Raw genomic sequence first — 25,103 nt, forward strand, 5'->3', positions numbered from 1 at the left:
GACCCGCGCAAGACCGCTCGTGTTTCGGGTTGCCATTACACTAACCTCCCCTTGGGCCTGCGCCATGACATGCGCCCGGCATATCCGGAAGAACCGGCTCATTCTTGTTCTGATTTGAAAGGCTTGAACGCCGCCATACAGACCGGCGGCTTCCGGCCCGGAGAGTTCGCTGCCCGGCATTGGCGCCGGACAGCGATCTTCGGGAGGATTACTTGATGTAACCGGCGCGGGTCATTTCACGCGTTGCTGTCGACTGGGCGCCCGCAAGCGCATCGTCAACGCTGGACTGACCGGCAACAACCGCCGAGAACAGCTGACCGACCGTCGTGCCGAGCGCCTGGAATTCAGGGATCGCCACGAACTGACCGCCGGTATAAGGCACGGGCTTTACGGTCGGCTTGGTGATATCGGCGGCGTCCATCGCGGCAAGCGTCGGCTTGGCGAAGGCGGCGGCCTTTTCATAGTCGGCATTCTTGTAAAGCGAGGTGCGGGTGCCCGGAGGCACGTTTGCCCAGCCTTCCTTGGAGGCGACGAGCGCGGTGTAGTCCTTGCTGGTTGCCCAGGCGATGAACTTCTCGGCCGCTTCCGACTTCTGCGAGCTCTTCGGGATCGCGAGGTTCCACGACCACAGCCAGTTGCCGTGATTCTTCAGCTCACCATGGGTCGGGAAGATGGCGTAACCGACCTTGTCGGCAACGGTGGAATCCTTCGGGTTGGAGACGAAGGAAGCAGCCACCGTGGCGTCGATCCACATGCCGCATTTGCCCTGCTGGAACAGCGTCAGGTTTTCGTTGAAGCCGTTGGAGGAAGCGCCCGACGGGCCGGCATCCTTCATCAGATCGACATAGAACTGCAGCGAGCTCTTCCATTCCGGCTGATCGAACTGCGGTTTCCAGTTTTCATCGAACCAGCGGCCGCCGAAGGAGTTGGTGAGCGCGCTGATGAAGGCCATGTTTTCGCCCCAGCCGGCCTTGCCGCGCAGGCAGATGCCGTTGATGTCGGCCTTGCGGTCGGTGACCTTGCGGGCGGCATCGCCGATGAATTCCCAGGTCGGGCTGTCAGGCATCTTCAGGCCGGCTTTTTCAAACAGGTCCTTGCGATACATGATCATGGCGGATTCGCCGTAGAAGGGCGCGGCGTAAAGCTTGCCTTCCATGGAAAGGCCGCCGCGGATGGCCGGCAGCAGATCGTCGATGTCATATTTGTCGCCGAGCTTTTCGAGCGGCAGCAGCCAGCCCTGCTTGGCCCAGATCGGCACTTCGTAATTGCCGATGGTCATGATGTCATATTGACCGCCATTGGTGGCGATATCGGTCGTCACGCGCTCACGCAGGACGTTTTCTTCAAGCGTCACCCATTCCACCTGGATGTCGGGGTTCTTGGCGGTGAAGTCCGAGGTCAGACCCTGCATGCGGATCATGTCGCCGTTGTTCACGGTCGCAATCGTCAGCGTCTCGGCGGAAGCAAGGGTCGAAAAGGCGAGTGCCGAGCATGCGCCCAGCAAAATGGTCTTCAATGTCATATCTTCCTCCCAGAAGAAAAATGATGAGCATTCGCTTTGCTCTGGAGCATTTACTCACCTGACGCGTAAAAAAGTCAAGCGACATCCTGTGCTGCGGCGCACATGGAAAAACCAAGCCTTTGATTTTATGTATTTAATTTTTGCTCAGTGAGTGAGCAAATATTCGCTTGTAACTTCATCGGTGATGAGGCCGTTCAGCAGACCGCCCCTCAGCGCCGCCAGAATCGAGGCGTTCTTGCGCGTCCCCTGCGCCATGCCGATGACCGTGCAGGTGTTTCGCGAGGGGATGGGCACGGAGGCGACACGCTCGTTGACCGAGTGCTCGAGAATGCGGCCATTGGCATCATACATCCAGCCGCAGATCTCGCCGACAGCCCCGCTCGCCATCAGCGCCTTCATCTCGTCGACGCCGAGAAAACCGTCAACGCAGAGCGGCGCGTTTTCGCCGAGTTCGCCGACGCCAACGAAAGTGACATTGGCCGCGGAACCCAGCGCCAGCGTGGAGCGCACCATGGACTGGTCATGCAGCAGTTCGCGCTCTTCCGCAGAGGAGCACAGTACCGGCAGCGGCATTGGAAAATGCCGCGCCTTGATGGCATCGGCCATGCTGAAGATGACGTTATAATAGGCGGCCGAGCCATCCGGCCCGATATTGCCCGTCAGCGACACGATACGGTGCTGCGGGCATTCCATCGGCGGCAGCTGGTCGACAGCGGCCTTCAATGTACGGCCGGTGCCGATGGCGAGCACGATGGGATCGGCATTCTTCAGCCAGCGCTCGATTTCCGCCGCCCCGGCCTCGGCGATCCCCACAGTGGAGGAAACTCCAGCCGGATCGCTCGGCACCACCTCGATATATTTGAGAGCGAATTTTTCCTTGAGACGCTCGGCCCTTTCGAGACAGGCGGCGATGGGGTGATCCAGCCGAACCTTGATCAACCGTTCGGCGACGGCAAGCGACACCAGCCGCTGCGCCGACTGCCGGGAAATGCCCATGGCGGCGGCGATCTCATCCTGCGTGCGGCCGGCGACATAATAAAGCCAGCCGGCGCGGGCCGCATCGTCCAGCCGTCCATGTGCGTCGTTTCGTCTGGCCATGCCGCTGCCCTTTTCGAATTCTGCTCGCGCATTTGCTGGCATTTTTTTGCGTCGGCTGTCAAACGGGGGATGCGGACGGGCACGTGCAGTGAACTGAAAATGACTGGCACGACGGTACGGCGCGTTTCTTCTCCCCGCCGGGGAGAAGGTGGCCCGAAGGGTCGGATGAGGGGGCGACGTCAGCGATATGCGGAGAGCTTGCCCCCTCATCCCGCTGCCGCGACCTTCTCCCCCCACGGGGAGAAGAAGCAAGCGGTAATCGCCCGGTCCCTTACCGGTGCTCAGCCCGAAGCCAGCACCGCTCGGTTACGCCGCTTCCTGCACCAGATGCCCCGCCGAAACCTCGCGGTAATGCCGCTGTGGCGGCACATAATCCACCGGCCGGATCGGGCTTCTGATCTCGTCGATCGCCATGTTGCGCCGGATCTGCCGCCGCGCCGGATCCGGCACCGGCACGGCAGACATGAGCTTCCTCGTATAGGGATGCTGCGGATTGTCGAAAACCGCCGCACGCGGGCCGATCTCGACGATCTCACCGAGATACATCACCGCCACACGATGGCTGACCCGTTCCACGACAGCCATATCATGCGAGATGAACAGGAAGGCGAGATTGAGGCTCTGCTGCAGGTCGAGCAACAGGTTGCAGACCTGCGCCTTGATCGACACATCGAGCGCAGACACCGCCTCGTCGGCGACGATGACCTTGGGGTCGAGCATCAGCGAGCGGGCGATGGCGATGCGCTGGCGCTGACCGCCGGAAAATTCATGCGGGAAACGCCGCATCATATCCGGGTTGAGGCCCACTTTTTCCAGAAGATCCGCCGCCTTTTCACGCGCCTGCTGCCTGGCGCCGAGCCGGTGCTCGATAAAGGGCTCCATGATCGCCGTGCCGATGCTCATGCGCGGATCGAGCGAGGCGAAGGGGTCCTGGAAGATCATCTGCACGCTGCGGCGCATGGTGCGCAGCGTTGTCTTGTCGAGCTTCAGCACCTCGTAACCGTCAAGCGTGACATTGCCCGATGTCGGCTCGATCAGCCGGGTGATCGAGCGGCCCGTGGTGGATTTACCGCAGCCCGATTCACCCACCAGCGACAGGGTCTCGCCTTCGGCAAGATCGAAGGAGACTTTCTCCACCGCATGCACGGCGCCGGATTTGCGGCCGAAAAGGCCGGAACGGATATCGAAACGTGTGGTCAGGTCCTTGACCGAGAGAATGGGCGTGCGCGAGCCGGAGACAGTGTCCTTCACCTCCACCACGGGCTGGCTCTCGCCAGTCTTGATATCGATGATCGGGAAACGCGCCGGCAGCACCCTTTCCTTCATCGAACCGAGCTTCGGCACCGCCGAAAGCAAGGCGCGCGTATAGGGATGCTGGCCGCGATGGAAGATGTCGTCGGTGGTGCCGGTTTCCACCACATCGCCGCGGAACATGACGATGGTGCGGTCCGAGACTTCCGCCACCACGCCCATATCATGGGTGATGAACAGGACCGACATGCCCTCCTCTTCCTGCAACGTCTTGATAAGGTCGAGAATCTGGCCCTGAATGGTGACGTCGAGCGCCGTCGTCGGCTCGTCGGCGATCAGCAGCTTCGGTTTGGAGGCGAGCGCCATGGCGATCATCACGCGCTGGCGCATGCCGCCGGAAAACTGGTGCGGATAATCGTCGAAACGGTTCTTCGCATTGGGAATACGGACTTTCTCAAGCAGACGGATGACCTCGGCGCGCGCGGCGGAAGAGGAAATATCCTGATGCACGGTCAGCGCCTCGGCGATCTGCTTGCCGATCGGGAAGATCGGGTTGAGGCTGGTCATCGGCTCCTGGAAGATCATCGAAATGTCTTTTCCGCGAACCTTGCGCATCTCCTCTTCCGGCAGCGCCAGCAGATCGCGCCCGCCGAGCATGCCCCTGCCTTCGATGCGGCTCGTCTTTTTATCGAGGAGGCGCATGATGGAGAGCGAGGTGACGCTTTTGCCCGAGCCGCTTTCGCCGACGATCGCCACCGTTTCGCGCGGCGCGATCTCGAAACTCATGTTGCGGACCACGGATTTCCAGCCGCCATCGACGCGGAAGGATGTGGTGAGATTCTGAACCGATAAAACCGGGCTTGCCGAACCGCCGGTCTGTTCCATTGATGTCGCCGCCAAAAGCATGCCTATCTCCTGAAAAGCAGAAGGCGGCCACGAGGGCCGCCGGTTGTCTTACGCAGCAAGTGCGGCTTCGGCCATCGAAACCCAGTAGCTGATGCCGTAAGGCAGCGCATCGTCGTTGAAATCATAGGCGGCGTTGTGCAGTCCGGCGGTATCGCCGTTGCCGATGAAGATGAAGGCGCCGGGACGCGCTTCCAGCATATAGGAGAAATCTTCCGCACCCATATGCGGGTTGGGATTGGTGTTGACGGCGTTTGCGCCGGCGACGCCCATCGCAACACCGGTCGCAAATTCGGTCTCGTCATTGTGGTTGAAGGTGACGGGATAACCGCGGTCATATTTCACCTCGGCCGTCGCACTATGCGCCATGGCGGTGGCGGTCGCCACTTCCTTCAGACGCTTTTCGGCGAAATCGCGGGTTTCCGGCAGAAGCGTGCGCACCGTTCCCGTCAACGTTACCGAACCGGGAATGACGTTTGAGGCCGTGCCGCCATGGGTGGTGGCGACGGTGACGACCAGCGATTTCAACGGGTCCGTCTCGCGTGAGACGATGGATTGCAGCGCGATGATGATATAGGCCGAGGTCAGAACCGGATCGACCGAAAGATGCGGTGCTGCCGCATGGCTGCCCTTGCCGGTAATGGTGATCTCGAAGGCGTCTGCCGCCGCCATGGTGGAACCCTTGCGGATGGCGAATTGCCCGACCGGAATGCCCGGCTCGTTATGCATGCCATAGACCTGCGAAATGCCGAATTTCTCCATCATGCCGTCATTCAGCATGGCGAGCGCACCCGCCCCGCCCTCTTCGGCCGGCTGGAAGATCACCGCCACGGAGCCCTTGAAATTGCGTGTCTCGGCCAGATATTGCGCCGCCCCCAGAAGCATCGCCGTGTGCCCGTCATGGCCGCAGGAATGCGCCTTGCCCGGCGTCTTCGAAGCCCAGGGCTTGCCGCTCGTCTCAAGGATCGGCAGCGCGTCCATGTCGGAGCGGAAACCGATGGTCGGGCCGTCCCCGTGCCGGCCCTTGATGATGCCGACCACGCCGGTCTTGCCGATGCCGGTCTCGACCACATCGCAGCCGAAGGATTTCAACTTTTCGGCCACGAATTTCGATGTTTCGTAGACATCGTAAAGCAGCTCCGGGTGTTCATGCAGATGGCGCCTCCAGCCGGCAACGTCTTCCTGCATTTCAGCCACACGGTTCAATATCGGCATTCTCTTTTTCCCTTTTTTTGTTCCCCGCCGGGTTGTCGGACGACATATTGCGTTTGGAATTTCTTCTTTTGCAAGCATGAAATTTGCTGCATGGGTGAAAAATAGGCCCAAAACTAAATGGCTCAAATTTTGTTCACTAAAGAGACATGGGGACTTGCTTTTCAAAAAAACTGACAATAGCATCATCGGGAATGGAGGAGTATTCCTTAGCAAAGTCAAATACTTACAATAAAAGACCTTGCACATGACGACGGGAAAAGCGTCAAACATTCAAATAGATAAAATCTAAAAAGGGGAAAACCACATGAAGAAACGCAACGTTCTCTTTGCCAGCACGGTGGCGGCGATGGCTCTCGCAGGCTCCGCCGCCCATGCCGAGCGCGGCAGCGACGGCGAACTGAAAATCCTGTTCTGGCAGGCCGTATCGACGCTTAATCCCTATCTTTCAGGGGGCACGAAGGAAATCTACAGCTCTTCCATGGTGATCGAGCCGCTGGCGCGTTACGATGAAAAGGGCGAGCTGGTGCCGATGCTGGTCACCGAAATTCCAACGATCGACAATGGCAGCGTCGCGAAGGATCTGCTCAGCATGACCTGGAAGCTGAAAAGCGATGTCAAATGGTCCGATGGTACGCCTTTCACCGCCGAGGATGTGATCTTCACCTGGAAATATTGCACCGCGCCGGATGGCGGCTGCGCGCAGGCGGCGCAATATGAAGGCGTGAAGAATGTCGAGGCCGTCGACGCCCATACCGTCAAGGTCAGCTTCACCGAACCGAAACCTTACCCCTATTCCGCATTCGTCGGCGCGCAATCGCCGGTCATCCAGAAGAAGCAGTTCGAAAACTGCGTCGGCGCCGCAGCCCCCGGCTGCACCTCCGCCAATTTCGGTCCCATCGGCACCGGCCCCTTCGTGGTCAAGGATTTCAAGCCGAATGACGTGATCAGCTTCGTCGCCAACACCAATTATCGCGACCCCGCCAAGCCCGCCTTCGCCACGGCGACCCTGAAGGGCGGCGGTGACGCCGCTTCTGCCGCGCGCGCCGTGCTGGAAACCGGCGAATTCGATTATGCCTGGAACATGCAGGTGGAGCCGGAAATCCTCGCGACCATGGTGGCCGCCGGCAAGGGCAAGCTGGAAACCGCCTTCGGCACCCAGGTCGAGCGCATCAATCTCAACTGGTACAATGCCGATCCTTCACTGGGCGACAAGCGCTCCACCAAGGAAGGCGGCCCGCACCCGGCCATATCAGACCCGGCCGTGCGCCGTGCATTGTCGCTCGCAATCGACCGCGATATCATCGACGAAGCCGGTTATGGCGAGGCGGGCAAGCCGACCTGCAATATCGTGCCGGCACCGGAAGCCGTCGCTTCGACCAAGAATGACAGCTGGTGCCTGAAGCAGGATGTGGAAGGCGCAAACAAGCTGCTGGACGATGCCGGCTGGGTGAAGGGCGCCGATGGCATCCGCGCCAAGGATGGCGTGAAGCTCTCCTTCCTCTACCAGACATCCACCAATTCCGTTCGCCAGGCCACGCAGGAACTGGTGAAGGACATGTGGTCGCAGATCGGCGTCGCTTCCGAACTACGCAATGTCAGCGCCTCGGTCTTCTTCGGCGGCGACCCGGCAAGCCCGGATACCTTCCAGAAATTCTTTGCCGACGTCGAAATGTACACCAATAATTTCGACGGCACCGACCCGGAAAAATATCTGGCGGAATGGCTGTGCGACAAGATCCCGGCCCCGGCAAACGGCTGGCAGGGTCAGAATATTCCGCGTTACTGCAACCCGGGATTCGACAAGCTGGTGGGCGAACTCTCCAAGACCGCCGACATCGCCAAGCGCGGTGAGATTTCCAAACAGCTCAACGACATGCTGACGGAGGAAGGCGCGCATATTCCGCTCATCCACCGCGGCAGCGTTTCCTCGCATTCGCTGACGCTGGAAGGCGTTCGCATGAATGCCTGGGACTCGGAACTCTGGAACGTCGCGGACTGGTCCCGCAAGAAGTAACACGCAGATGCGCCGGCTTCTCCACCCGGAGAGGCCGGCCCTCTGCATGCCCCTGGACCATGATCTGAAGACACATTTGCCGCATAAAGGCGAAAACGCTCCCAATTTTCGTCCTGCCGCGCTCTGGGTCTGGAGAGTTTCAGATGTTTACCTTTACGCTCCGGCGGCTTGCCTTTGCCGTACCGACGCTGCTTGTCATCAGCTTCGTCATCTTCGCGCTGCTCGATCTTGCGCCGAACGACCCGACCGGCGACCTGCCGCTCACCATCCCGCCTGAAGTGCGCGAGCAAATCCGCGCCTCGCTTGGCCTCGATCAGCCCTTCTTCATCCGCTACCTGATGTGGCTGCAGCAATTCTTCATCAACGAGCCGCTGAACCTCATTGAAAGGCTGACCGGCTGGCAGATCGGCGATGGCAGCCGCATGCGGGTGCTCTCCTGGGCGACACGCAGCCCGGTGGTCGATCTCGTCATTCAGCGCATGCCGCAGACGCTGTGGGTGGTAGGCCTCGCCTATCTCTTCGGTGCGCTTCTGGCCATCCCGATCGGCGTGATTTCCGCCTACAAGCAATATTCGATCTTCGACCAGATCGGCACCTTCGTCTCGATGGTGGGTTATTCGGTGCCGACTTTCTTCACCGGCGTGCTGCTGGTGGTCATCTTCAGCTCTTACCTGCAATGGTTCCCTTCCGTTTACGACACCAACCTTCAGGTGACCGACTGGGGAAGTTTCGTGGCGCAGGTGAAGCAGATGTTCCTGCCCGTGCTGGTGCTGACGCTCTACAATGTCTCGCAGATCAGCCGCTTCGTGCGCGCCTCCATGCTCGACAATCTGCACCAGGATTATGTGCGCACCGCGCGCGCCAAGGGCGTGAAGGAAAAATCCGTCCTGCTCGTCCACGTACTGCGCAACAGCCTGATCCCGGTGGTGACCGTGATTGCGCTCGGCGTGCCGACCATCTTTTCCGGCGCCATCATCACCGAGCAGATATTCCGCGTGAACGGGCTTGGCCAATTGCTGATTACCGCCGTTCAGGGCGCGGATATTCCGCTGGTGCAGACGCTGACCTTCATTTTCGCGGTGCTTATCGTGCTCTTCAACCTGATTGCCGACGTTTTGTACGGCATTCTCGACCCGAGGATCCGCTATGACTGACGCCACCATCGCAGCGCCGACGGTTGCGGCCACCCCCACACAATCCGCCCTTGCCGATATCTGGAAACAGTTCCGCGTTCACAAGGGCGGCGTGGCGGGGCTCTTCGTCTTCATCTTCATTCTGCTTGCGGTCTATGTCGGCCCCTATATCCACACCGTCGCGCCCAACGCCATCAATGTGAGGGAACGCAACCAGTGGCCGTCATGGGCGCATCCCTTCGGCACCGATAATCTCGGCAAGGACATGCTGGCGCAGGTGCTGGCCGGCGGCCGCATCTCGCTTGCCGTCGGCATCACCGCCATGCTGCTGGCGCTGTTTCTCGGCACGCTGGTGGGGGTGCTTTCAGGTTATTTCCGGAATCTGGATGGGCCGCTGATGCGGCTTACCGACCTCTTTCTGGCCCTGCCGCTTTTGCCGCTGCTGCTTGTCATCCTGATGCTGTTCCGCGATACGCTGCGCGCGGCCTTCGGGCCGGAAACCGGCATCTTCATCCTGATCGTCTTCGTGATCGGGATAACCAGCTGGATGCATACGGCCCGTATCGTGCGCGGCGATGTGCTGACGATCAAAAGCCAGGAATTCATCATGGCGGCGAAATCGAGCGGCATGCGCGAATACCGTATCATCCTCAGGCATATATTGCCGAATGTGCTGAGCTCGATCATGGTCTCGGCCACGCTCGGCATTGCCGCCGCCATCATCACGGAATCCGCGCTGTCCTTCCTCGGCCTCGGCTTCCCCTCCGATTTCCCGACCTGGGGACGGCTGCTGTTCGATGGCGCGAACTTCCTGCAACTGACGCCCTCGCGCGTTTTGTGGCCGGGGCTGGCGATTTCGCTGACGGTTCTGAGCGTCAACTATATCGGTGATGCGGTGCGCGATGCGCTTGATCCAAGGGCGCTGAAGAGTTGAGGAGACGGTGCGGCGCAAGCGTTGGCCGCAGAGGATGAAGACGAAAAACCTCTCCGCGTCATCCTCGGGCTTGACCCGAGGATCCATTGCCGTGCGTGATTGTGGATCCTCGGGTCAAGCCCGAGGATGACGTCGAGTGTGAGGCTCCAAATTAGTGATAATTCACCTTTTCCGCATCGAGAATGCTGTCCGCATCCAGCGCCGCAATCGGAATATCGCTGCGCGCCGGAATATCGCCGGAAAGCTGAAGCGCCAGATAACGCCCGCAGCAGACCCGCAGGAACGAGGTGAAATTGCCAAGATCGTGCCCGGCGTCGATCGATTCATTATAGAGCTTGGCGATCAGCTGCACGCTGTTCATGCCGTCGCGGCGCGCGATCTCGTCCAGTGTCGACCAGAAGAAGTTTTCAAGCCTGACACTGGTGACCATGCCATCGATCCTGAGCGACCGCGTATGGCTCTCCCAAAGCGTCGGGTCTGCCTTGATGAAAAGCTTGCACATGGTTTCCTCCCTCACCACGCCTGAAAGATAGGCTGAAAACGGGGCCGGAAAAAGCCCCGTTTCGCTAGTCTTATTTGCCGAGCACGCCCATGAATTGCGAAAGCCAGGCCGGATGCGCCGGCCATGCGGGCGCCGTCACCAGCTTGCCGTCGGTAACGGCCGCATCGATGGCGATATCGGCATAGGTGCCGCCCGCCAGTTCCACTTCGGGGCGGCAGGCGGGATAGGCCGAGCAGGTGCGGCCCTTCAGGACGCCCGCAGCCGCAAGCAGTTGCGCGCCGTGGCAGACGGCCGCCACGGGCTTATCGGCCTCGAAGAAATGTTTCACCGCCGCAAGTACATCCGCATTGAGCCGCAGATATTCCGGCGCGCGGCCGCCGGGAATGACCAGCGCATCGTAATCCGCAACCTTGATATCGGCGAAGGTGGCGTTGAGCGCAAAATTATGGCCGCGTTTTTCCGAATAGGTCTGGTCGCCCTCGAAATCATGGATGGCCGTGGCAATGGTCTGGCCCGCCTTCTTGCCGGGGCAGACGGCATGCACCGTGTGGCCGACCGCAAGCAGAGTCTGGAACGGCACCATGGTCTCATAATCCTCGGCGAAATCGCCGGCGATCATCAAAATCTTCTTCGGCATGTCTGCTCCTCCCGTTTTCGAATGCCTTTGGGCAACCTAACAGTCCGGGCGCAGATGCGGGTATTATGGCAATACTACATGGCCGATAAAGGTGGATCAGCGGGCCTGCGGCGGCTCCGGCCAGCGCCGCACACCCCCGCCCCAAGCCTCAAAGGCTTTTGAGAGTTTAAGCACGAACAAATCCTCGTAGCGCGGACCGACGATCTGCAACCCGATGGGCATTCCGGATTTCGAAAAGCCGCAATTGATCGAGGATGCGGGCTGTTCCGACATGTTCCACGGCACGGTGAAGGCGACATGTTCGAAAGGCCGCTCGGGATCGTTGGTGGGCGAGGCCCAGTCGGCCGGATAGGATACGATGGGATTGACCGGCGAAATCACAACATCAACGGACTGCATCAACCGCCCGCAAGCCTTACGCATTTCCATGGTCTGGTTGAAACCGAAAACGGCGCGGGCGCCGGAAATATCCGACCCCTTCTGCGCCCATTCATGAATATAGGGAAGAATCGCGGCGCGACGGTCCGCGCTCAGCGCCACCATGTCGCCCCAGAACTTCGCCCGCCAGAAATCGTCCAGCCCATCAAGCATTTCCCGCGTCAGCACCGGCTCGACCGGGATGACGATGGCGCCGGCCGCCTCGAACAGTGTCGCGGCGGAAAGCACGGCGTCCCGCACCTCTTCGTCCAGCGGCAGGCCGCAGCCGGCATCCAGCATCAGGCCGATTTTCAGGCCCTTCACATTAATATCGAGGTCCATCCAGTTGATATCGTTGGGCGGGAGCGATGTGCCGTCACGCCAGTCGGGCCGCGAAAGCGTCGCCATGGCATAGGCGGTATCAACAACAGTGCGGGTCATCGGCCCGGCGCAGCGGCCGGTATAATAGGGATCGACCGGGATGCGGCCCTGGCTCGGCTTGAAGCCGAACAGGCCGGTCCACCCCGCCGGCAGCCGCACCGAGCCACCAATATCCGTGCCGATATGCAGCGTGCCGTAACCCGCAGCCCCGGCTGCGGCCGCGCCGGCGCTGGAGCCGCCGGGGTTCTGGGTGGGGTCCCACGGATTGCGGCTGAGCTTGTGGAAACTGGAAAGGCCGGAGGAAAGCATGCCGTAATCCGGGCAGGTCGTCTTGGCGTAAATAATCGCGCCATCCTCGCGGCAGCGGGCGGCCACCGGCGCGTCCTCAACCGCGGGCACCAGTTCGACCGCCCTCGTGCCAAGCGGCACAGGATGGCCTTTCGTGGCGATCAATTCCTTCAGCGAGACCGGAATTCCATCGAGAGCCCCGAGCGTTTCGCCCTTTTGCCAACGCTCCGTCGAGGCCAGCGCCTGCCTGCGTGCATCTTCCGGATCATAGGCGTAAAGCGCGTTCACCACCGGTTCGAAAGCCTCGATACGCGCCTCCACCGCCTGCCAATATTCCGATGGCGAAAGCCTCTTATCCCGGTAAAGCGCCAGGATTTCGAGCGTGTTGAGGTCTATGAGATCGGTCATGGCATCGTCTCGTCAGAAAAACAGGAAATAGGGGCGACAGCTTTTTTGAGCGGTCAGCTGGTATCGCGCGGGTCCAGCAGGTCGCGCAGGCCATCGCCGAGAAGATTGAGGCCGAAGACGGCGAGCGCAATCGCAAGGCCGGGCATGATGGCGAGCCAGGGCGCCGTGCCAAGATAGGTCTGGGCATCGGCCAGCATCCGCCCCCAGGTGGCGGCGGGCGGCGGCATGCCGAGACCGAGGAAAGAAAGGCCGGCTTCCGTCAATATCGCAAGACCGAGCTGGATCGTCACCTGCACGATGATCTGGTTGGAAATATTCGGCACGATATGGAAAAGCGTGATCTTGGCGCGGTTCTGGCCGATGCTGGTGGCGGCGGTGACATATTCCCGCGACCATATCTGCAACGCCGCCCCCAGCGTCAACCGGGCAAAGACCGGCACCATGAAGGTGGCGATGGCGATGATGGCGGTAAAGCGGCCCGTGCCGATGAAAGCGCCGAGCATCATCGCCGACAGGATGGGCGGCACGGCGAAGATGATGTCGCAGATGCGCATGACCACGGTTTCGGTGACCCCGCGCAGGGCGGCGACCGCAACGCCGATGGTCGTGCCGATAAATGCGCCGATGGCGACGGCGGCGATGGAGGTGGAGAGCGAATTCCACGCGCCGGCCATCAGCATCGACAACACGTCGCGGCCGAAATGATCCGTGCCGAGGCCGCCATAAACGAAGGGCGATTTCAGCTTCTGGACGATCTGCATCTTGGTAGGGGACACTGGCGTCCAGACCAGCGACAGCAGGGCGACTGCGACCAGAAAGACCGTGACGGCGATGCCGACGGCAAAGGTGGGGCGACGGCGGATCAATCGCATCATCGCGCACCTGCCCGCAGTCTCGGATCGATGAAGAGATAGGCGATATCGACCACGAAATTCATGGTGATGACCAACGCCGAGAAAAACAGCACGACGGATTGCATGACGACGATATCGCGCTGGGTCAGCGCCTGATAGGCAAGCCGCCCGAGACCCGGCAGGTTGAACACATTTTCCACCAGCACCGCGCCGGCAATGAGGAAGGTGAATTGCAGGCCGATCATGGTGACGACAGGGATCATCGCATTCGGCACCGCATGCCGCCACAGCGCCACCCGCTCGCTCAGGCCCTTGGCCCGGGCGGTGCGCACGAAATCCTCATTCATCACTTCCAGCACGGCGGAGCGGCAGACGCGTGTAAGAACTCCGGCCTGCGACAGCGCCAGCGCGACCGCCGGAAGGATGAGCGCCGTGAGACCCGCTGAAAAGCTCGGCGTCCAGCCGGGAAAACCGCCAGCCGGCATCCAGCCGAGCGTGGTGGAAAAGACGATGATGAGCAGCAGCCCGACCCAGAAGCCGGGCACGGCAATGCCCACATGCGAAAACAGCCCGGCCGCAAAATCCAGCGCCCCGTTGCGGTTCCGCGCCGCCGCCACGCCGAGCGGAATGGCAATGGCCACCGAAAGGCAGACGGCCAATAGCGCAAGCGGCAGGGTAACGGCCAGCCGCTCGACAATCAGCCCCGCCACCGGCACGCCATAGGTATAGGATTGCCCGAGATCGCCATGAAACACGCCGGCGAGCCAGTGGAGATAACGCAGCGGCAGCGGCTGATCGAGGCCCATCTGCTTCTGCAGCGCGGCGAGCGTATCGGGGCTCGCCGAGGTTCCGAGCATGATGGCTGCGGGATCACCCGGCAGCAGGCCCATGACGACATAGATGATGAGGGAAACGGCAAACAGCGTGATGACGAGGCTTAAAAGACGCCGGATGAGGACGGCTAACATCTGGCATCTTCTCCTTGCGTGGTTTTGTAGCCGGATATCGTGGAGAGATTTGTTGTCATCCCCGCACACTCTTCCCTCATCCCTGTTCCCCGGAACATGCCCGAGGATGTCACAGGGATCCAGCCGACGCGTGTCCGCGCGGCGGGGAGACTCCTTTCAGCCCAAGGACTTGGGCTGGCTGGATTCCTGTGACAGGCACAGGAATGAGGTGGATGGGGAAACTGCGCCCTACCCCTCACAACAAACCCTATTCTTCCCAATGCACATCCGTCAGCACATTCGAGGGAATGGGCTCGTTTTCCCACAGCCCCTTCACCTTCTTGTCCCAGACACCGAGTTTCGGCATGACGAAAAGGAAGAGAGCCGGCACGTCCTCGGCGAGGATTTTCTGGGCTTCGCCATAGAGCTTTTCCTGCTCGCCGGCATCCGCCGTCTTTTCAACATTCGCCACGACCTCGTTGAAAACAGGGTTCCTGTAATTGAAATAATAGGGGTCGCGCGCATAGATATCGATATCCATCGGCTCGGCATGGGCAACGATGGTCATGTCGTAATCCGCACCTTTGAGAACATCCGCCACCCATTTCGCCGGAAATTCGGTGGTCTCGATGGTCATGGTCACGCCGAGTTCGGCAAACATCGCCTGCAGGATCTGCGAGGTGCGCTGGGCATAGGCCATTTGCGGGGCCTTGATGGTGAAGTTGAATCCGTCAGGATAACCGGCTTCCGCAAGCAGCGCCTTGGCCTTGTCGATATCGTAAGGATGTACCCCGGTCGTATCGATATAGCCGCGATCGTTCGGCGTGTAATGGCTGCCAATGGCCGTGCCGAAGCCGGACCAGGCGCCTTCGATGACAGTGCCGCGATCCACCGCCATCATCAGCGCCTGACGCACGCGCTTGTCGTCAAAGGGCTTGCGGGCATTGTTCATGCCGGCCACGACCTTGAGCTCGGTATTGCCGACGAAGGTGCCGAGGCGCGCGTCGCCATCGAAGGAGGTCATCAGCTCCGGCGCGCCGAATTCCGGGAAAGCGTCGATATCGCCGGATTTCAGTGCGGCGGCCTGCGCCTGCGGGTCGGAGACGAAACGGAAGGTCGCCTTCTCCAGCTTCACCGCCACGGCCTTGTCCCAATAGGCGTCGTTCTTCTGCATCTGGACCTTGTCGCCCTTGGCCCAGTTCACGAATTTGAACGGGCCGGTGCCGACAGGAGTGGTGCGGTTATTCTCCGCGCTTTTCGGCGCCACCATCACGGAGGCCGGCCAGCCGAGCCAGTAGAGAAGGCTGCCGGCCGGCTGCTTCAGCTTCAGCACCAGCGTTGCGGCATCCGGCGTCTCGATACTGTCGATGGCGGCGAAGAAGCGCTTCTGCGGATTGACCGAGCTTTCGCCACGCGCCCGATCCAGCGCAAATTTCGCGACAGCGGAATCGAAAGCCTCGCCATCATGGAAGGTCACGCCCTTGCGCAGCTTGAACGTATAGGTCTTGCCATCAGGGGAAATTTCCCAGCTTTCGGCAAGCTGCGGCTTTACCTTGCCTTCGCGGTCGATTTTCACCAGACCTTCGAAGACATTCTGCCAGGTGACCTGGCCGATGGCGACGGGGGCGGCGATGGTCGGATCGAGACCGGCCGGCTCGACGGCCATGCCAAGCGTCAGCGCGGTTTTCGGCGCGGCTTCGGCAACCGTTGCCGAAAGCGGCAGCCAGAGCGCCGTGCCCAATGCGAGGCTCAGCGCGGTACGGCGCGAAAGCGTTGCCGCCTGCGAAAGATAAGTGCGTGGCATCATTGTCCCCTGTCTGGCGGCCGGGGCATTTTTGCCCTCGGAAGACCGCCCGTTGCAAAAAGAGTGTCATGTTGCAGGCGCACACACAATCTCGATTTTTGTGTGCTCCGCGTAGCTGAAATGGCTACACGGAAATGCGGATGGAAATCAACCTTCCGGGCGGAAAGACCAAACCGTCCCGCTTACCCCGCCGTCGCCTCGCGCATGAAGCGCTCGATGAAATCGGCGAGCTTGGAGGCGGCGAAGGACAATTGCCGGTCGGGCGCAACGCAGAGATCGATCTGGGTATGGATGCCCTTCTTGCCGGAGAGCGGAACGGCGACCATCTGCCCGCTGCGGATTTCCCGCGCCACCGAAAGCGCCGGCAAAAGCGTGGCGGCGGCGTGGCCCAGCACCAGTTCCTTCAGCATTTCCAAAGAGCTGGTGATGAAGACCGGATCAAGCTCGATGCCCGCATCGGCAAACAGCGTGTCGAAGGCCTGACGCGCCGCGAAACTCTTGTCCGGCAGGGCGAGCGGCAGCCCGGCCAGCTCTTTCAGCGAGATTTCCGGCTGTGCTGCGAGCGCATGACCGGCCGGGAAGATGACATCATAGCTGATACGGGTGCGCGAGCGCACTTTTACGCCGGAAAGCTTCGGCGCAAACAGGCTGACGACCAGATCGGCTTCCGCCGCATCCAGCGCCTCCATCGCCTGCCGGGCGCTGGTAATATGCACCTCGAAACGCAGCTTCGGATATTTGAGGCTGAACTGCGCCAGCACCGGCGCCAGAAGGTTCGCCACCGTCGCGCCATTGGCATAGACCGTGACCCGGCCGCGCTGCAGCCCCTTCAAGTCATCGATAAGCTGATGGACATGGTCGAGCTCGCGCAGCGTCTTGCCGGCGCGGGCGGCGAGCAATTCGCCTGCCGCCGTCAGCTTCACGCCGCGGCTGGAACGCTCCACCAGCGGCGAGCCGAAATAATATTCGAGGTTCTCGATCTGCCGGCTCACCGCTGTCGGCGCGACATTCAGGTTTTCCGCCGCGGCGCGCATGGAATTGGTGCGGACCAGTTCGTCGAAATACATCAGGGCGCGCAGTTGCATGGGGTGGGTACCTTGTTCGGGTCAGCCGGTGTTGGGGGCTCACCATATCATCGCAGCGTCGCGAGAAAATACTTCACACGGGAAGATCGCTCGTGAAAGCAAAACTCGCCGCTTGTGTCTTCTCCCCGCCGGGGAGAAGGTGGCGCGCAGCGCCGGATGAGGGGGCGACGGCAGAGATATGCTGAAAGCTTGCCCCCTCATCTGCCCCTTCGGGGCATCTTCTCCCCGGCGGGGAGAAGAAACGGGCCGCAACGTCGCACTCCTCAAGCGCGCTTGAAGCCCTCGCTCGCCACCAGCAGCTGCCTTGTATAATCCGCGCTGAATTCCCGGCTTTCCAGCGCCTCGGCCTCCAGCATTTCCACCACTTTACCGCTTTTCATCACCGCAAGGCGATCGCACATATGGCTGATAACGCCGAGATCGTGGCTAACCATGACGAAGGTCAGGTTACGGTCCTTGCGGGCCTGTTCCAGCAGGTTGAGGATTTCCGCCTGAATGGAGGCGTCGAGCGCCGAAGTCGGCTCATCCAGCAGCAGGATTTTTGGCTCGACGATCAGCGCACGCGCAATGGCGATGCGCTGGCGCTGGCCGCCGGAAAGCTGGTGCGAATACCGGAAACGGAAGCCGGAGCCGAGGCCCACCTCGTCCAATGCCCGGGCAATGCGCTGTTCGCGATTGTCGAGGCCGTGGATGACCAGCGGTTCGAGCAGCAGCGCATCCACCGTCTGGCGCGGGTGAAGCGAGCCATAGGGGTCCTGAAACACCATCTGCACATCGCTATAAAAGCCCTTATCGCGGCGCTTGCCGGCATAGGAGCGCCCGGCAACCATCAAGGAGCCTTCATCGAAATGGTTGAGGCCGGCAATGGCGCGCAGCAGCGTCGACTTGCCGGAACCGGATTCGCCGACGATGCCGAAGGATTCACCCTCGGCCACATCGATGCTGACGCTGTCGAGCGCGATGTAACCGTCGAAATCGACCACCATGTCTCTGACGGAAAGAACTGAACTCATGCGCGCCACTCCGGCTTGCGTTCCAGAACCGGCAGCGGATGCCGGTGGCCGCCGATCTCAGGCAGGCAGTTCAGCAGGCCCTGCGTATAGGGATGTTTCGCCTCTTTCAGATTGGCGGAAGCAAGCTCCTCCACCACCTTGCCGGCATACATGACGAGAACGCGGTCGCAGAAGGAGGAGACGAGTCTCAGATCGTGGCTGACGAAGATCAGCCCCATGCCGCGATCCCGCACCAGCCTGTCGAGAATGTCCAGCACTTCGAGCTGAACCGTCACATCGAGCGCCGAAGTGGGTTCGTCGGCGATCAGAAGCTCCGGGCCGCAGACCAGCATCATGGCGATCATGACACGCTGGCCCATGCCGCCGGAAACCTCGTGCGGATAAAGATCGAAGACGCGCTCGGGATCGCGGATCTGCACGGCTTCGAGCATGGCGAGCGTGCGCTGGCGCGCCTCGCCGCCGCCGATCTTTTCATGGGTGCGCAGGGTTTCCATGATCTGGCGGCCGATGGTCATGACCGGGTTCAGCGAATATTTCGGGTCCTGCAGGATCATGGCCATGCGCTTGCCGCGCATGATCCGCCGCTCCTTTGCAGACGCCTTGAGCAGATCGATATCGCCGAAACGCAGCGCATCCGCCTCGATGCGCGCGCTTTTCGGCGTCAGCCCCATGATGGCGCGGCCGGTCTGCGACTTGCCGGAGCCGGATTCGCCGACGATGCCGAGGCGCTCGCGGCCGAGCGTGAAGGACACGCCGCGCACCGCCTCCACCAGCCCGGTGCGGGTGGGGAAGGAGACACGCAGGTTCTGAACGGTCAGAAGCGGTGCACTCATTGGCCCGCCTCCTTGGGATCGAGCGCATCGCGCAGACCGTCACCCAGCAGGTTGAAACCGAGGCTGACGATGAGGATCGCCACGCCCGGCATGGCCGCGACCCACCATTGGTCGAGAATGAAGCGGCGGCCGGAGGCGATCATCGCGCCCCATTCCGGCAGCGGCGGCTGTGCGCCGAGACCGAGGAAGCCGAGGCCCGCGGCGGTGAGGATGATGCCCGCCATATCCAGCGTCACACGCACGATGAGCGACGACAGGCAGAGCGGCATGACGTGCTTCAGCACGATACGGAAAGGCGACGCGCCCATGAGTTTGACGGCGGCGATGAAATCGGAATTACGGAAGGTCATGGTTTCGGCGCGCGCGATGCGCGCATAGGGCGGCCATGAGGTAAGCGCGATGGCGAGCACCGCGTTTTCGATGCCCGGCCCAAGCGCCGCGACCAGCGCCAGCGCCAGAACGAGCTTCGGAAAGGCAAGGAAGATATCGGTGATGCGCATCAAAACCGCATCCACCCAGCCGCCGGCATAACCGGAAACCGTGCCGACGATGAGGCCGACGGGGGCCGCGATGATGGCGACCAAAAGCACCACGAACAGCGTCAGCCGCGAACCGTGAATGAGGCGCGAGAGAATATCGCGGCCCTGATCGTCGGTGCCCAGCAGATAACCTTCCGTGCCGGGCGGCAACAGCCGGGCATTGCGCAGATCGCCCTGCACCGGGTTATGCGGGGCCAGAACATCGGCAAACAGCGCCACGAACAGCAGCGCGATGATGATGCCGAGCCCAAGCAGCGCCAGACGGTTTTCAGAAAAGCGCCGCCAGATGACATAGGCGCGGCCAAGCCGCGCCTGCTTGCGCGAGGCCGGCCGGTCGGAGAGCAGCCATTCGCGGCTATAGGGTTTGATCGTATCGGTCGAAAGGGTCATCGGCTGCGCGTCCTTGGATCGAGCGTCCGGTAAAGCAGATCGGAGAAGAGATTGATGCCGACGAAGATGGCGCCGATCACGATCGTGCCGCCAAGAACGGCATTCATATCCGCATTCTGCAGGGAATTGGTGATGTAGAGGCCGAGCCCCGGCCAGGCGAAGATGGTTTCGGTGAGCACCGAACCTTCCAGCAGACCGGCATAGGAAAGCGCAATCACCGTTACCAGCGGCACGGCGGCATTGCGCAGCGCGTGGAACCAGATGATGCGGGTCTCCGAAAGCCCCTTGGCGCGGGCTGCGACGATGTATTCCTGGGCGAGCTCGTTCAGCATGAAGGAGCGCGTCATGCGGCTGATATAGGCCAGCGAAAAATAACCGAGCAGAGAGGCTGGCAGGATGATGTGGCGGAACAGGTCCCACAACACGTCCCATTGCCGCTGCCAGATCGCGTCGATCAGGAAAAAGCTCGTAACAGGCGTGAAGGTGAATTCATAAACGATATCCATGCGGCCGGGATAGGCGACCCATTGCAGCCGGGCGTAAAAGACGAGCAGCGCCAGAAGGCCGAGCCAGAAGATCGGCACGGAATAACCGATGAGGCCGATGACGCGCACCACCTGATCGGCAAGGCTGCCGCGCTTGACGGCGGCAAGCACGCCGAGCGGTATGCCGAAAACGGCGCCGATGATGGTGCCGATCGTGGCAAGCTCGATCGTCGCCGGAAACACCCGCTTGATATCCTCCATGACAGGATTGGTGGTGAGGACGGAGGTGCCGAAATCGCCAGACAGCGCCTGTTTCAGATAAAGGAAAAACTGCTGCCAGAGCGGCAGGTTGAGGCCGAGCTGCTCACGCACCCGCTCGACCACATGCGCAGGCGCGCGGTCGCCGACGATCGCCAGTGCGGGATCGATCGGCACGACGCGGCCAATGAAAAATGTGACCGCCATCAACCCCAGAAAGGTGGTGATGACGGTGACGGCGAAGCCGAGAACGGCTTTCACGCGGGCATTGGCACGGCGTTTGCCGTGCCTCGCCCTGCTGTTGCTTTCAACCATGCTCAAGAGACCGATCCTTCCGGATCATTCCTTGGAAATGGTGTAGACGAAGTTGGTGTCGAAGCTCGGTCCGAGCTTCAGGCCCTTCAGCTTGGCGGAATATCCCGCCACTTCCGTCTGCTGGAAGATGATGACGAAGGGACCCTTCGCCAGAACTTCCTTCTGCAGGTTTTCATAGATGGCGGCGCGCTTGGCGCTGTCCTTCTCCAGAAGCGCCGACTGGGTTTCCTTGGTCAGATCAGGAACGTCCCAGGCATTGCGCCAGGCGAGCGTCTTGTTCTTGCCCTCGTCGGAATTGTCGTAGTTGATGGTGAAGGTTTCGGCATTCGAGTTCGGGTCGAAATAGTCCGAACCCCACTGACCGATATAGATATCATGCGTGCGGGCGCGATATTTGGTCAGCGTCTGCTTGCCGTCGCCGGGGATGATTTCCAGCTTGATGCCGGCCTGCGCCAGCGTCTGCTGCACGCTTTCGGCAATGCCGGTCACCGGCTGCGTGTTGCGCACATCCATGGACACGGTGAAGCCGTCCTTCAGGCCAGCCTTGGCCAGAAGCTCCTTCGCCTTGGCGACGTCGAGCTTGTAGGGGTTCTCGTCAAGCGCACCCAGCTGGCCCTTCGGCAGGAAGGTCTGGTGAACTTCACCGATGCCCTTGATGATCGTCGCACCGATGGCGTCATAATCGACGAGGTATTTGAAGGCTTCGATGACCTCGGGCTTCTTCAGGTTCTCGTTCTTCTGGTTGAGGCTGAAATAATAAACGGTGCCCTTCGGCGCGGAGGTGACGGCAAGGCCTTCCTTCTTGGAAACGGCTTCCATGTCGCCCGGCTCGAGGTTGCGGGCCACATCGATATCGCCGTTCTCAAGCGCCAGGCGCTGGCCGGAGCTTTCCTTCATGTGGCGATAGACCACACGCTTCAGCTTCGGCTTCTCGCCGTAATAATTCGGGTTGGCTTCGAGGATCACCGCCTCGTTGGCCTTCCAGCCGAGGATCTTGTAAGGGCCGGAACCGGCATAACCGGTCTTCAGGAATTCATTGCCGAAATCGGTGTCGTATTTGTAATCGGCGCTCGGGGTAACGGCCTTCGCCTTTTCAGTGATGAGCTTCTTGTCGACCACCGAAGCGACAGTTGCGGTGAGCACGTTCAGCACGAAGCTCGGCGCATAGGGCTTGTCGACCGTCAGCACGAAGGTGTTCGCATCCGCGGCTTTCGCCTTTTCGTTGACATTGTCGCCCTTGAGGCCGAACTGCGTCAAAAGGAACGCCGGCGACTTGTCGAGCTTCACCGCCCGCTCGAAGGAGAAGGCGACGTCATCAGCGGTAACAGGATTGCCCGAAGCGAATTTCAGGCCGGATTTCAGCTTGAAGGTGTAGGTCAGGCCATCCTCGGAGGTCGTCCAGCTTTCGGCGAGGTCGCCGATCACCTTGGACGTGTCGTTGAGATCGATGGAAACCAGCTTGCTGTAGGTATTGCCGGTGACTTCGGCGGCGGAGAGCTCGAAAGCCTCGCCCGGATCGAGCGTGATGATGTCGTCAATGGCGAAACCTTCCACCAGCGTATCGGCCGGCGTGGCGGCAAAGGCGTGCGGCGCAGACAGCATCATCAGCGACAAAGCGGCGCTGGTGCTCAGAATACGCATGGATTTGTTGAGCGATTTGATCATAGGATCTCCCCTTTTGTTATGAGATTGATTTCGTTCGCTTAAAACTGTTCTCAGGCCGCCTCGCGCCAGGCCTCGGACAAAACGCGCAGCCAGTTTTCCCGGCATATTTTAGCAAGTTCTCCGTCACCGTAGCCCGCCGATTTCAGCGCCGCAACCAGATTGTGATTGCCGCTGGCATCGGCAACGCCGACGGGTATCGTCGCGCCGTCGAAATCCGATCCGAGCGCCACGCAATCGATGCCCATCCGCTCCACCATGTAGTCGATATGGCGCACCATGTCGGAAAGCGGTGTATCGGCAATGTCACGCGCATCGGACCTGAGCATGGTCACGGCATAGTTGAGGCCCACCAGCCCGCCACTTTCCTTGATGGCATCCATCTGCCGGTCAGTGAGATTGCGGGCGACGGGGGTGAGGGCATGCGCGTTGGAATGGCTGGCGATCAGCGGCTGGCTGGTGGTCTTCGCCACATCCCAGAAGCCCTTTTCGGTGATATGCGCGAGATCGATGAGAATGCCGAGCCTGTTGCATTCCTTCACCAGCGCAAAACCGGCGTCGGTTAGGCCGGGCGCCGTATCGGGAGACATGGGATAAGAGAACGGAACGCCATGGCCGAAGATATTGTGCCGGCTCCAGACCGGGCCGAGCGAACGCAGGCCGGCGGCATAAAACACCTCCAGCGCGTCGAGATCGGCCCCAATCGCCTCGCAGCCTTCCATATGCAGCACGGCGGCGAAGATATCCTCGGCAAAGGCCTTGCGAATCTCGGCCGTGGAGCGGCAGAGCCGCCAGGCGCCGGCGCGATCGAGCCTCAGCGCAATCGCCGCCTTTTCCATGGCGATATCGAGCGAAGGCAGGCGCTCCAGCGGAGCGGCGAGCGGCGTGTTGTAATGGCCGCTTTCATCCGGTTCCTGCAGGATGAGATCGCCGGAGGGAATGTAGATGGCGCAGATGCCGCCACCGAGACCGCCTGCCCTGGCACGCGGGCCGTCTATATGGCCTTCCCGTGTGCCGTTCCTGAATTCGGCCACCGGATCGGCGCCGGCCTTGCTGTTGCGCCACAACCGAAGCAGCACATCATTATGACCGTCGAATACTGCATGCATGGGAAGAAATTCCAGTCATCGGAAAGAACAAAAAGAGGGCGGGCAGACGCCGGGATGACACCGCGCGAAAGCAAACCGGCGTATTGTTCGCCGACCGCTATTGTCTGTCGGAGCCGATCTTAGGACGATCTCTTCGAGCTTCGCAAGACACAAATTAGGCAGCGGTGAAATTATCACCACTTGCCTTTTTCCGGAATTTGCGCTTCGTCAGGCGCGCCAGCCATCTTCCGCTTTTGTGAGCAGCGGCGTTGAAAAAACACCCCTCACCCGCTCCGGCCATTCCGGCCCGAAAGCGGCGATTTTTTCCCGCCAGCGATCCGATTGCAGCATGGCCGCGCCGATGACGGCGGGCCTAATGCCCGAGGCGGCGAGAAGCGAAAGACCCGATATGATGGAGCTGCCGCTGGAGATCACGTCATCCACCAGCGCCACCCGCCGGTTCTCGATGAGCGGCAGCATGCGCGGATCGATATAGAGCCGTTTTTCCTGCCTTGTGGTGATCGAGGACATCGGCACCGACAGTTCCTCCAGATACCAGAATTTGCGCGAGGTGCCGAGCGGCACATAACGGGAATGGCCGAGATGCCGGGCGACGGCGGCAGCGAGCGTCAGCCCCAGTGTCGGCAGGCCGATGACGACATCCGGGTTGAAAGGGGCGAGCTTGGCGGCGAGATCGGCGGCAAGCGCCTCCAGCACCGCGAATGACGCCTGATTGACGATGAGCGACGCCAGCGCGTGTTCGCCATCCGCAAGCGGCCGGATGGGCAGGCAGATCTGCCTTCCGTCATCCAGCGCCGCCGGAAAGAAAGTGGAATGCGGGCCGGCCGTTTCAAAGGTGGCGGGCGGAAGAACATCCTGCCAGAACTCATGCGGCGCGGCGGGGGAATGGGCGGCGGACGATGCGGATGGCGGCATCGGTTTTCCTTTCAGGATCGGGATCGCGCAAGGCGGAGGTGGTTTTCGACCGCGCCGATCCCGTTCGACAAATCAGGCATTTCAACAACCGCAAATATACGGCGGGTTCATTTCATTGGCTTTTTCCGCTAGAACGGAAACAAAGCAACAGGCATTCGGACAAACCCACCTATGACGCGGGTTTTCCCCAT

At 61.0% G+C, this 25,103-nt stretch carries 22 protein-coding genes; 4 read left to right on the top strand and 18 right to left on the bottom strand.

All coding sequences use genetic code 11. The annotated features are described in order from the left end of the window. Positions 1 to 216 (top strand): hypothetical protein (locus tag N5D22_RS16760; RefSeq protein WP_279656977.1); only part of this gene is annotated, 216 nt, incomplete at its 5' end. Here N5D22_RS16760 and N5D22_RS16765 read toward each other — a convergent pair. The 4 genes from N5D22_RS16765 to N5D22_RS16780 form a co-directional block, all read right to left on the bottom strand. Then, positions 209 to 1,522: a sugar ABC transporter substrate-binding protein gene (locus tag N5D22_RS16765; protein ID WP_279656978.1), complete on the bottom strand. Its 1,314-nt coding sequence runs from the start codon at positions 1,520 to 1,522 to the stop codon at positions 209 to 211. The genes N5D22_RS16760 and N5D22_RS16765 overlap by 8 nt on opposite strands. Before the next feature lie 144 nt (positions 1,523 to 1,666). Further along, positions 1,667 to 2,620, bottom strand: coding sequence for a sugar-binding transcriptional regulator (locus tag N5D22_RS16770; RefSeq protein WP_279656979.1), 954 nt, complete (start codon positions 2,618 to 2,620; stop codon positions 1,667 to 1,669). 306 nt (positions 2,621 to 2,926) lie between these two features. Further along, entirely contained in the window at positions 2,927 to 4,777 is a 1,851-nt protein-coding gene (locus N5D22_RS16775) for an ABC transporter ATP-binding protein (protein WP_279656980.1), read from the bottom strand. Positions 4,778 to 4,825: 48 nt separating this feature from the next. Next, positions 4,826 to 5,989, bottom strand: coding sequence for a M20 family metallopeptidase (locus tag N5D22_RS16780; RefSeq protein WP_279656981.1), 1,164 nt, complete (start codon positions 5,987 to 5,989; stop codon positions 4,826 to 4,828). A gap of 304 nt (positions 5,990 to 6,293) precedes the next feature. On the opposite strand from N5D22_RS16780, the gene N5D22_RS16785 reads away from it, so the two are divergent. The 3 genes from N5D22_RS16785 to N5D22_RS16795 all read left to right on the top strand — a co-directional run bounded on the left by N5D22_RS16785 (position 6,294) and on the right by N5D22_RS16795 (position 10,070). Further along, positions 6,294 to 8,003: a peptide ABC transporter substrate-binding protein gene (locus N5D22_RS16785; protein WP_279656982.1), complete on the top strand. Its 1,710-nt coding sequence runs from the start codon at positions 6,294 to 6,296 to the stop codon at positions 8,001 to 8,003. Between the two features lie 143 nt (positions 8,004 to 8,146). Next, the gene (locus N5D22_RS16790; RefSeq protein WP_279656983.1) at positions 8,147 to 9,157 is read left to right on the top strand and encodes an ABC transporter permease; all 1,011 of its coding nucleotides are present in this window, start codon (positions 8,147 to 8,149) and stop codon (positions 9,155 to 9,157) included. After that, positions 9,150 to 10,070 (top strand): ABC transporter permease, encoded by a 921-nt coding sequence (locus N5D22_RS16795; RefSeq protein WP_225338314.1) that lies wholly within the window; start codon positions 9,150 to 9,152, stop codon positions 10,068 to 10,070. The genes N5D22_RS16790 and N5D22_RS16795 overlap by 8 nt, the downstream gene beginning before the upstream one ends. Before the next feature lie 151 nt (positions 10,071 to 10,221). On the opposite strand, the gene N5D22_RS16800 is transcribed toward N5D22_RS16795, so the two are convergent. The 14 genes from N5D22_RS16800 to N5D22_RS16865 form a co-directional block, all read right to left on the bottom strand. Continuing rightward, positions 10,222 to 10,572, bottom strand: a complete 351-nt coding sequence (locus N5D22_RS16800; protein WP_080853594.1) for a ribbon-helix-helix domain-containing protein — start codon at positions 10,570 to 10,572, stop codon at positions 10,222 to 10,224. A gap of 70 nt (positions 10,573 to 10,642) precedes the next feature. Continuing rightward, positions 10,643 to 11,209 carry a DJ-1/PfpI family protein gene (locus N5D22_RS16805; RefSeq protein WP_279656984.1) on the bottom strand — a complete coding sequence of 189 codons (567 nt, stop codon included), beginning with the start codon at positions 11,207 to 11,209 and terminating at the stop codon, positions 10,643 to 10,645. A gap of 96 nt (positions 11,210 to 11,305) precedes the next feature. Then, positions 11,306 to 12,703: an amidase gene (locus tag N5D22_RS16810; RefSeq protein WP_279656985.1), complete on the bottom strand. Its 1,398-nt coding sequence runs from the start codon at positions 12,701 to 12,703 to the stop codon at positions 11,306 to 11,308. Positions 12,704 to 12,756: 53 nt separating this feature from the next. Further along, positions 12,757 to 13,578, bottom strand: coding sequence for an ABC transporter permease (locus N5D22_RS16815; protein ID WP_279656986.1), 822 nt, complete (start codon positions 13,576 to 13,578; stop codon positions 12,757 to 12,759). Next, positions 13,575 to 14,525 carry an ABC transporter permease gene (locus N5D22_RS16820; RefSeq protein ID WP_279656987.1) on the bottom strand — a complete coding sequence of 317 codons (951 nt, stop codon included), beginning with the start codon at positions 14,523 to 14,525 and terminating at the stop codon, positions 13,575 to 13,577. The genes N5D22_RS16815 and N5D22_RS16820 overlap by 4 nt, the downstream gene beginning before the upstream one ends. Positions 14,526 to 14,772: 247 nt before the next feature. Beyond that, positions 14,773 to 16,308, bottom strand: a complete 1,536-nt coding sequence (locus N5D22_RS16825) for an ABC transporter substrate-binding protein (RefSeq protein ID WP_279656989.1) — start codon at positions 16,306 to 16,308, stop codon at positions 14,773 to 14,775. A gap of 182 nt (positions 16,309 to 16,490) precedes the next feature. Beyond that, positions 16,491 to 17,393 (bottom strand): LysR family transcriptional regulator, encoded by a 903-nt coding sequence (locus N5D22_RS16830; protein WP_279656990.1) that lies wholly within the window; start codon positions 17,391 to 17,393, stop codon positions 16,491 to 16,493. 263 nt (positions 17,394 to 17,656) lie between these two features. Continuing rightward, positions 17,657 to 18,406, bottom strand: coding sequence for an ABC transporter ATP-binding protein (locus N5D22_RS16835; RefSeq protein WP_279656991.1), 750 nt, complete (start codon positions 18,404 to 18,406; stop codon positions 17,657 to 17,659). Continuing rightward, on the bottom strand, positions 18,403 to 19,239 hold the full coding sequence (locus N5D22_RS16840; RefSeq protein ID WP_279656992.1) for an ABC transporter ATP-binding protein: 837 nt from the start codon (positions 19,237 to 19,239) through the stop codon (positions 18,403 to 18,405). The genes N5D22_RS16835 and N5D22_RS16840 overlap by 4 nt, the downstream gene beginning before the upstream one ends. Next, positions 19,236 to 20,168 (bottom strand): ABC transporter permease, encoded by a 933-nt coding sequence (locus tag N5D22_RS16845; RefSeq protein ID WP_065117720.1) that lies wholly within the window; start codon positions 20,166 to 20,168, stop codon positions 19,236 to 19,238. Before N5D22_RS16845 ends, N5D22_RS16840 begins: the two co-directional genes overlap by 4 nt. After that, the gene (locus N5D22_RS16850) at positions 20,165 to 21,232 is read right to left on the bottom strand and encodes an ABC transporter permease (protein WP_279656994.1); all 1,068 of its coding nucleotides are present in this window, start codon (positions 21,230 to 21,232) and stop codon (positions 20,165 to 20,167) included. The genes N5D22_RS16845 and N5D22_RS16850 overlap by 4 nt, the downstream gene beginning before the upstream one ends. An 18-nt stretch (positions 21,233 to 21,250) precedes the next feature. Beyond that, entirely contained in the window at positions 21,251 to 22,891 is a 1,641-nt protein-coding gene (locus N5D22_RS16855; protein ID WP_279656995.1) for an ABC transporter substrate-binding protein, read from the bottom strand. Between the two features lie 50 nt (positions 22,892 to 22,941). After that, complete coding sequence (locus tag N5D22_RS16860; RefSeq protein WP_279656996.1) at positions 22,942 to 23,997, bottom strand: dipeptidase; 1,056 nt, start codon at positions 23,995 to 23,997, stop codon at positions 22,942 to 22,944. 207 nt (positions 23,998 to 24,204) lie between these two features. Next, positions 24,205 to 24,912: a phosphoribosyltransferase gene (locus tag N5D22_RS16865; RefSeq protein ID WP_279656997.1), complete on the bottom strand. Its 708-nt coding sequence runs from the start codon at positions 24,910 to 24,912 to the stop codon at positions 24,205 to 24,207. Positions 24,913 to 25,103 lie beyond the last annotated feature (191 nt).

The organism is Agrobacterium sp. GD03872 (assembly GCF_029840625.1).
Taxonomy (GTDB): Bacteria; Pseudomonadota; Alphaproteobacteria; order Rhizobiales; family Rhizobiaceae; genus Agrobacterium; species Agrobacterium fabrum_A.